This is a genomic window from Elizabethkingia argenteiflava (assembly GCF_009904105.1).
GTDB lineage: Bacteria > Bacteroidota > Bacteroidia > Flavobacteriales > Weeksellaceae > Elizabethkingia > Elizabethkingia argenteiflava.
The window spans coordinates 1-7,713 of the sequence record NZ_JAAABJ010000523.1 but is presented as its reverse complement, the minus strand read 5'-3'; the positions used below and the strand labels follow the sequence as shown (position 1 = coordinate 7,713).

The window sequence follows — 7,713 nt, the reverse complement described above, 5'->3', positions numbered from 1 at the left end:
CTCCTTTGCAAGAGGAATCCATTATGCAACAGTTGTTTACGCAGATTTATGAGGTGTATATAAAAATTGAGGAATAAATGATTTTATTTCCTACTTTTGCACACTAATTATTTCTAAATGTATGTTTGAGAATTTTTCTATTAAAGAGGTAGTAACCTCATTTATGGTGTTGTTTGCAGTGATAGATATTATTGGATCTGTCCCTGTTGTGGTGGGCTTAAAGCAGAAGTTTGGTGAAATCGAAGCTGAAAAAGCGACGGTGGTAGCCGGAGGCCTTATGATATCTTTCCTATTTATAGGAGATAATATATTAAAACTTATAGGAGTGGATATTAATTCATTTGCTATAGCGGGAGCATTTGTTATTTTTATTATTGCGGTTGAGATGATTCTAGGAATTGAGATTAATAAGCCAGGGAAGATTAATTCGGCTTCTATTGTGCCTATTGCCTTTCCTTTATTTGCAGGAGCCGGATCTTTAACCACTACCTTATCCTTAAGAGCGGAGTTTCATGATATCAATATTATTGTTGGAATTATTCTTAATACCATTTTAATTTATGTGGTGCTGAGGTCTGCCAATTGGCTGGAAACCAAGCTGGGAGATGCTACGTTGCAAGTTCTGCAAAAAGTTTTTGGCATCATCCTATTGGCTATTTCTATAAGATTATTTACGGCTAACTTTGCTCAGTTAATACAGACTTATGTCCATTTTTAATATTTTAATTTAAAATTTATGAAAACGCTTTATAAAGTATTTTTGGTCATCTTTATCCTTTTTATAGGAATTAATCTATATGCTATTCAATGGTATATGGGCGCCTTTGATGAAGAAAATAATAAGTTTTGGTTTTCTATAGCGGCGGCTTTATTAGGAATTCTGGTAGTGTTTATTTTAGATTACTGGAGTAGAATTGGCATTAAGAAAGCTTAGGCGCTGCCTTACCGCATCGCTTTTTAATTCAGTTTCTACCCATTCCTTTTCGGGTTCACTTAACTGGGTGATTCCTCCACCGGCATAGAGTAAAATACCGTTTCGGAATAGTTGTGCACATCGAAGATTTACATAGTAGCTTATACCAGTAGGTTTTGCTATCTGGATATAACCAGCATAGAGATCTCGCTTGTGTTTTTCGGTATTTTTAATAATTTCGAAACACAATGGCTTAGGAGTGCCACATACGGCCGGAGTGGGGTGAAGTGCTTGGATTAGCTTTGGAAGTACTCTTGGAGGGATGTTGGTTTTAAAGTCATTTCGCAGGTGTTTAATGTTTCCCGATATATGATCATAGATAGGGCTGGTTTCTATATGTTCTGAAAAGCGACTAAGCACGGATTCAATATATTCACTGACGGGTTTTTGTTCTTCAATTTCTTTTGTAGACCATTTTTCGGAAAGGGGTAGTGTGCCCGCCAGACTCATGGTTTCGAAAAGTTGAGTGGAAGAAGTGTATTGTCCAAGTAGTTCAGGAGTAGCCCCTATCCATGCTCTGTTATTATTCACAAAAAAGTGAATAAAAGCGTTTGGGTAGTCTTCGCATAGTTTCAGGAAGCTAGCACCTATATCTAGGATCTGATGAGAGGGAATCGCCAACCATTTTTGGCGAGATAAAACTACTTTAGGAAGTTGATGTTGTTTAATAAATTCTATTGCATGTTTGAGCTGAGAAAAATACTCCTCTTTAGAGGTGATCTGGCCATTGTATTCTTGAGAAATATTTTTGTTGGTGAGCTTAAGGTCTAGAATTTCTGAAGGCGTAATGGTTTTTATGCGACCTTGGAATATGACTTCCTCACTATTATCAAACGCATGAAATCTGAGTATTTGATCATCGTAAGATTTATCATCAAGTGTATAAAGTGTGTCTTCAAAAGGAAATTTAAATAATACAGTTTGCATATTATCTCACATTAATCAATACGTTTGTCATCGTCGCATGGCAGATGAGGTCTCCCTTTTCATCTCTAATTTCTATTTCTGTGAAATGTTGGGTTCTACCTTTCCGAATTAGTTGGGCTTTTCCCGTAAGAATACCCGATCTTTTGGATTTGAGGTGATTACAGCTAATATGGGTGCCCACTGCAGCATTTACGGATTGGTCTATTACAATGTTCGAAAGAGAAGAGCCCAGACTTTCCGCTAGTGCAGCACTGGCGCCACCGTGTAACATGCCTAAGGGTTGATGAACGAGGGGGGTTACAGGCATGGTAGCGACCAAAAAATCCTCTCCTACATCGGTGAAGTGAATATGTAAAGTTTGTAATAATGTGTTTTTACTCCAATCATTCAGGGCTTGTAAGCGCTCTTCTTTTGTCAATTTTAATAGATTTTAGGATTGTATTTTTCAGGATATTTAGCCTGTGTGTGTTTAAAATAGTTTTCGATTTCATCCATCACGCTTTCAAAAGAGCGTGATACTAAATCCTCATAAGATATGGTATACCCAATTTTAATCTGTTTATATTTATAATCTCCCGAAGCCAATACAATGGGAATTTTAGCCTTCAGGGCCATATGGTAAAAGCCTAATTTCCACTTTCTGGCATAAGAGCGGGTGCCTTCCGGCGTAATCACTAAACTAAAGTTGTCCTTGTCAAACTCTTGAGCTACAATATTAATAAGATCGTTCTTTTCAGAGCGGTTGATACCCATAGCGCCGATTGACTTTACAATCCCTCCATAGAAGGCTTTAGTGTGTGTATCTTTAATAATAATTTTAAAACGCCTCCCTAATTTCCAGTAAGTCATAACCCCCAAGAGATAATCCCAGTTAGAGGTGTGTGGAGCTTCTACCAAAATACATCGGTCTAGATTGTTAGGGTTTCCTTCTACAATCACCTTCCAACCAGATAGCTTAAGGAATAAGCTCCCAATAAATTTTTTCATTTTAGCTTAATAGATAATTAAAAACGGTGATCACTGCTGTAATCGATTCACAAATATAAAGATTAATCTTCACTTTTAAAATAAGGAGGAGATCATGTCCATTACTTTAAGAACGATTTCAAAAATAAACTGAATCATGGATTTGGGTTTTAGAGGTGAATTACAATATTGTTGCGATCACCAATTTAAACTTTTTCCGTATATAAATCATACTTTAATAGCATTAAATTTTTAAGGTTGATGAATATTCTCATTTTTTTCTTTATCCTTTAAGATGATGCTCTCTACAATATCATCCTCATTTAATAAATTATTCAAGGATTTATCATCCTCATCAAAATCATTATCCTCATCCTCGATGCTTAGATGGGCTCCTGGAAATTTAGTGATTTTTACGTGATCGGGAACCACCAACTTATATTTTACCCGATAGCCTCTGAATCTATTGCCGTAGCTATAGGAAAAGTAATTTGGAAATATTATTCTATTTTGGGAAACCTCTACAGGTACATTCATTTGCAAGGGTTTGTTGTACCCGTTTGCAGATTTTTCAATGATGAGATATGGGTTTTTGATTCTTGTTTTTTCTATTTCTATATGCGGGTAGTCTTTCTTAAAAATCGTCTTCCTATCAGAATAGATATCGAGAATATAAGCTTCAAAGTTTTCTGGAATTAAGACTTTTTTGCTGTCTAGAATAATACTGTCCGATTTAGTATTGAGGGATATATTTTCAATTTCTTGATTGTATCCATTAAAGCGAAAGTTTGTTTTAGAGATCGAATAAGAAACAAATAGAAGCAGAATAATCCAACTCACCACGAGCATACCGATGAGATAGTTCGTATGTTTAATTTTTAAATTCAGGCTAAATAACTTGAGAGAAACAAGGGTAAGGATGATGGCGGGAATAAATAAGCTTAAAAAACCAACGAATATAATGCTACTACCTATCATTCTGTCGGTGAAATAAAAGTTTATATTTTTAGGTATATCTACAGCACCCGAACCAAAGGAGAACCCTCCCGAAAGTACAGCAAGGCTTCCTAGGAAAAAGAATACAGCGAGCACAGTGGTACATAATCCCAGCACAGAAGCTATCAACTTCAGTACAATTTTAGCGGCTTTTTCTAGCTGTTTAGAGGTGATTTTATTTGTATTTCCGGAAGAATATTGAACCGTCTGGCTTGTTTTGGAGCTTTGTCCTTTTAAATTATCAAAATTAAGAGGCTTGCCCTTCATTTTTAATAATTCGCTAGTCGTTTTCGCTATAGGAACCACAATCCATAGGATAATGTAAGCCAGTAAACCAAAGCCTCTCAGAAAAAATAAGGCTACAAATAATAAGCGTATCCATACAATGTCTACGCCAAGATAACTTGCAAGGCCACCAGAAACCCCTCCTATCTTTTTGGTTTCCGGATCACGGAAGAGTTGTCTTCTCGAACTCAAAGCAGAAGGGTTTATTTTTTCCTTAGAGGTATATTCTTGTTCTTGTTCGTCGATCTGTTCGGGGGTACCTATAAGAGCAATTACCACTTCTACATCTTGATCAGTCACCACTTCCCTTTTGCCTAGTCTGTCTTTAAAGATCTCTACAATACGCGTCTCGATATCTTGCATGATTTCTTGCGTTTCGTCCGGTTCCATAGACCGTTGGAGGGCAGAAAGGTAATCATTAAGTTTTATATAAGCGTGTTCTTCAATGATAAAAGAGAACCCAGCCAGTCCAATTGATAGGGTTTTATTCATACTTTTAGCTTTTTGTTATTTGGGTGACAGAACGGGTTAGTTCTTTCCATGTATTTTGTAATTCAGCTAGAAAGAGTTGGCCTTTATCTGTAATATGATAGTATTTTCGTGGAGGTCCACTGGAGGACTCCTCCCAACGGTAGGATAGAAATCCACTGTTTTTCAATCGGGTGAGCAATGGATATAACGTTCCTTCTACAACGTCTAGTTTTCCATTTTTTAATTCTTGAATAAGATCTGAGACATACATTTCCTTTGTATTAATCATACTTAAAATACAGAATTCCAAAATGCCTTTCCTCATCTGGGCTTTTATATTTTCTGTATTCATAGGGCGATTCGTTTAGTGGATTATAAGTGGTAAAGATACATAAATTAAAAGGTATTATGCAATACAATGTAGTGTTAATTTATTTTTTTATATATAATAGTCTAAATGGGGGGTTAATCCAGTAAGTGATCCTTAGCTTAAAAATAAAAACGACTCTTTAGTTTAACTTATTTATTAACTTTGAGAGTATGAAATTAGAGAGAGAAATAGACTTTATACTCGCTGTAGATGCGTTGAAAAATGTGCAAAGAAGAAATTATAATGCCGATGATAGCCGAAGAGAGAATACCGCTGAGCATAGTTGGCAAATTGTGATTTTGGCACAGCTTCTTTATCCATACGCGGAAGATAAAGATCAAATCGATTTGCTTAAAGTAATCAGAATGCTATCCATTCATGACCTGGTAGAGATTGATGCGGGTGACACTTTTCTGTTCGATGAAAAATTGATGAAAGGAAAATTTGAGAGGGAAAAGGTGGCCGCCCAGAAGATTTTCGCAATCCTAGATGAACCTTTGCGCTCTGAGTTTTACAATTTGTGGATAGAATTTGAAGAAGAAAAAACCCCTGAATCGATTTTTGCATGCGCCATAGATAGAATGATGCCTTTTATCCTCAATTCACATACTTCCGGGAAGAGTTGGACAGAGGCTAAAGTTAGTGTAAGACAGGTTAGAAAAATGCTGGAGATTGCTATAAAAAGAGCCTCAGACGAAATGGGTGAAGCTTTCGATAGTTTATTGCAGAAAAGTATTGATGAGGGAAAACTCTTAAAAGAGTAGATCAATAATTTGATCTATTGTTATTTTGAAGTTGTTCAAGACGAATAAAAATGAAATTGATTTAAATCCTTTTTTAAAGCAGAAAATAGTGCTATATCTTTAGTAAAAAGCGATAGGATAGTAAATTACATTAAGAGAAGATCACGCTTATTTTAGGTCTGATGAAGGGGATAAAGTATACTTGTAAGCCTAGCAGATAGAAGTAACAATAAATAGAGCTTATTCTATTATTGATATTTGCCATAGATGCTTAAAATTTTAATATAAAAAAGATAATTATACTTTGTTTGCACTAGGCTTCCCTTAGCGTCTGCAAAATTCTTGTTTGCTGTTGATAGATCGTATATAGAGGTTCTTCCGGCAGCGTAGCTTTTTTGAGCAAAATCCAGTGCTATTTTAGAACTTTTTTCTAATTTGACGGCAGCTATATATTTTTGATAATTTGTTTTTATATTAAAAAGTACTTTCTGGATCTCTGCTGAAACGTCTTGTTTCTTCTGTTTTAGAAGCACTTCAGAAAGTTTTTTATCCAATCTTGCTTTTTCAATATTAAGTGTTGTTATTCCTTTATTAAAAATAGGAACTTCAATAGCAATAGAAATCTGTTGAGAAAAATTATTTTTATACTGTTGAAATAAAGTGGGGTATTTAACTTCTCTCTGGATTATTTGTCCTTTTTCATTTACTCCAGGAGTATAGGTTTTAATAAGAGGTTGATAGTAATTGATACCAACGCCTGCATTAAGAGATATCCTAGGATAATAATTGGTTTTTTCAATCTCAATTTTAGCCTCAGAAGAGTGTAATTTATATTCAGCAGACTTTACCTGTGGTAGCTTATTGATATCTCCGTTAAAATCTTCTAAATAGGGGCTCAGTGCACTCGTCTCAATAGCATAGTTCTCAATATCGAAATTGGTGTAATTGTATTTATCTGTTAGCTGAAGCGATTGTAAAAGATTGAAAATAGCACTTTCTACCTGAATTCTTGCGTTTTGTAGTTCTTGTTCTTGTTTTGATAGCTCAGCCTCAGCTTGGTATTTTGCAGTAAGAGGTGAGGTGCCTACCTCAGTGGTAATAATTGTTTTTCGGAGCGCATCCTGTGCATTTAAGACGGAACTTTCCAAAATTTTAACCCTCTCTTTATTCAGTAAAATATTTAGATACAGCTCAGTAATTCGTATAGCAATAATATTTTTTGTAGATTCTAAATTTTGTAGACTGGCATAAAAATCATGATTAGATTTTTGTATTTGCTTTTGTATTCTTTTATGGTTATACAATGTTACGTTTGTACCAATTCTGATAAAGTTATTAAAATTGTCTGTTCTGTTAATAAGTCCAATTGATGAAATGTTTTGACCAAAATTGGCATTATTGGATATGGATCCGGTTACAGAGGGTAATCTTTCCTTTTTAGCTATAGAAAGGTTCTTTTCCTCAATATCCTTATTATAGAGGTTTTGCAAAATGTCTAGATTGTTTTCTAATGCATAGTCTATGCATTGTTTTAATGACCACTTCTGGGCATGTACAGAAAAGAAAAAAAATAAGATGGGGAGCGTTAATAGTTTTTTCACAAGCAAAATAATTAAAACAAATCTAATATACTATTTAATAGGTTACTAATTTAAAATATAATCTGTTTTTTTAATACTACATTCTAAATACCACCCTGTGCAAAAAATATCGAATGCTAAATCAAAAGTATAATCTGAAATTAAGAAAACATTGAGACCTACTTAGAAAATTAAAAATAATGAGTTACGCAAGGAAAGAGACAACACTTCTAGACAGGGAGTGTCACCCGAACTGTGTCAGGTTCTAAATTAATACTCCTCAAAAGCTGTTTTTTTCCTTGAGAATTCTCTCTCCAAATTTAACATAAAGTTGTGATAATGCGATACCCCAGTTATGTATAGGCATTGTCCATTTTTTACTGATATTCTGTATTACCAGAT

Annotated in this window: 9 protein-coding genes; 3 read left to right on the top strand and 6 right to left on the bottom strand. The window is 34.8% G+C overall.

Annotated elements, in window-relative coordinates; all coding sequences use genetic code 11:
• Window positions 1–121 precede the first annotated feature (121 nt).
• A complete protein-coding gene (locus GNY06_RS08425; RefSeq protein ID WP_166519671.1) occupies window positions 122–718 on the top strand; it encodes a MarC family protein in 597 nt (198 codons plus the stop codon).
• Window positions 719–736: 18 nt separating this feature from the next.
• Complete coding sequence (locus GNY06_RS08420) at window positions 737–934, top strand: hypothetical protein (RefSeq protein WP_166519670.1); 198 nt, start codon at window positions 737–739, stop codon at window positions 932–934.
• On the opposite strand, the gene GNY06_RS08415 is transcribed toward GNY06_RS08420, so the two are convergent.
• From GNY06_RS08415 to GNY06_RS08395, 5 genes are all read right to left on the bottom strand, one after another.
• Window positions 896–1,900: a chorismate-binding protein gene (locus GNY06_RS08415; RefSeq protein WP_166519669.1), complete on the bottom strand. Its 1,005-nt coding sequence runs from the start codon at window positions 1,898–1,900 to the stop codon at window positions 896–898. The two genes, GNY06_RS08420 and GNY06_RS08415, sit on opposite strands and share 39 nt — an antisense overlap.
• A 1-nt stretch (window position 1,901) precedes the next feature.
• A complete protein-coding gene (locus tag GNY06_RS08410) occupies window positions 1,902–2,318 on the bottom strand; it encodes a PaaI family thioesterase (protein WP_166519668.1) in 417 nt (138 codons plus the stop codon).
• Between the two features lie 2 nt (window positions 2,319–2,320).
• Window positions 2,321–2,887 (bottom strand): 1-acyl-sn-glycerol-3-phosphate acyltransferase, encoded by a 567-nt coding sequence (locus tag GNY06_RS08405; protein WP_166519667.1) that lies wholly within the window; start codon window positions 2,885–2,887, stop codon window positions 2,321–2,323.
• A 231-nt stretch (window positions 2,888–3,118) separates the two neighbouring features.
• Window positions 3,119–4,639: a PspC domain-containing protein gene (locus GNY06_RS08400; protein ID WP_166519666.1), complete on the bottom strand. Its 1,521-nt coding sequence runs from the start codon at window positions 4,637–4,639 to the stop codon at window positions 3,119–3,121.
• Between the two features lie 4 nt (window positions 4,640–4,643).
• Window positions 4,644–4,970, bottom strand: a complete 327-nt coding sequence (locus GNY06_RS08395; protein WP_166519665.1) for a PadR family transcriptional regulator — start codon at window positions 4,968–4,970, stop codon at window positions 4,644–4,646.
• A gap of 188 nt (window positions 4,971–5,158) precedes the next feature.
• Here GNY06_RS08395 and GNY06_RS08390 point away from each other — a divergent pair, with 188 nt between their 5' ends.
• Window positions 5,159–5,752, top strand: coding sequence for an HD domain-containing protein (locus GNY06_RS08390; RefSeq protein ID WP_166519664.1), 594 nt, complete (start codon window positions 5,159–5,161; stop codon window positions 5,750–5,752).
• Window positions 5,753–5,979: 227 nt separating this feature from the next.
• On the opposite strand, the gene GNY06_RS08385 is transcribed toward GNY06_RS08390, so the two are convergent.
• Entirely contained in the window at window positions 5,980–7,332 is a 1,353-nt protein-coding gene (locus tag GNY06_RS08385) for a TolC family protein (protein ID WP_166519663.1), read from the bottom strand.
• Between the last annotated feature and the right edge of the window lie 381 nt (window positions 7,333–7,713).